This is a genomic window from Amycolatopsis speibonae (assembly GCF_042647925.1).
Lineage (GTDB): Bacteria > Actinomycetota > Actinomycetes > Mycobacteriales > Pseudonocardiaceae > Amycolatopsis > Amycolatopsis speibonae.
The window spans coordinates 1341-2276 of record NZ_JBHRWK010000157.1; the positions used below are offsets into that span (position 1 = coordinate 1341).

Genomic DNA, 936 nt, shown 5'->3' on the forward strand with positions numbered 1-936 from the left:
GCTGTCGACCGCGATATTGACAATCGGATTGCTCCACGCGACCGCCGCTATCTGCGCAACCGCGTATCCCCCGTGCCCGACCCCTGCCAGCCAACCCGGAACCTCTTTACCGAACGTCTTCGCCGCGTCCCTCGCCCCCATCACCGCGACCCTCGCCACACTGTGTGTCAGCCCCGCCGCGCCACCCCCGATCGCACCCCCGATCGCCGACTTCCCCAACGACTCCGCATCAAAATCGTCCTTATCCCGCACGCCCTTCGCCATCTGCGCACCTTGCGTGACCCCGTCCACCACTACCATCAGCCCCGCGCCCATCGCCGCGAACGACGCCATGTCGATCACCGCGGTCCCCGCGGCCTTCGCCACCTGCGCCCCGGTGATCGACGCGATCTTCCGCACCAGCGCCTGCCAGATCATCCGAATCGTCACCTGCGCCGCCAGCTCCACCGCCGCGGCCATCCACGCGAAGATGATCGACGCCAACAACTCAATAACCGAAGCCAAAGCAAGAAGCGCGAACATGATCATCATGATCTGTGACTTCTCGACATTCGCCGCAGTCGATTTCGCCATCTTCGCAAAAGCCTCAGCCGCATCCCGTAAATCATCGATAGACGGAATCAGTCTCCCCGAGAACCAGTCCCCCATCGCCTCCGCGTACTCACCATCCATCGAACGATCAAGAGCGGCCGGGACAGAACCCACACCCCCGCCGATCTCCGCCAACTGCTGGGCAAAAACCTTCCACGCCCCCGACATCACCCGCAAATTGCCCACATTGGCCTCAGGCCACGTCATCCCCAGCGTGACCTTGAAAAACGTCTGCAAGGCGGCAGGCAACTCGACTGAACCACCCTCAGCCATCCGCCCACCTCCTCGCAGAAGAAAACATCACAAACTACTTCGAGTCCTCGGCCGAACCCCGCACGGACTCAC

The 936-nt window shown here is 62.7% G+C and carries 1 protein-coding gene; it reads right to left on the reverse strand.

Going from position 1 to position 936, the window contains the following annotated elements; translation table 11 throughout:
• Positions 1-864: WXG100-like domain-containing protein (locus tag ACFOSH_RS43220; RefSeq protein ID WP_378247486.1), on the reverse strand; the 864-nt coding region annotated here is incomplete at its 3' end.
• Positions 865-936: the final 72 nt, after the last annotated feature.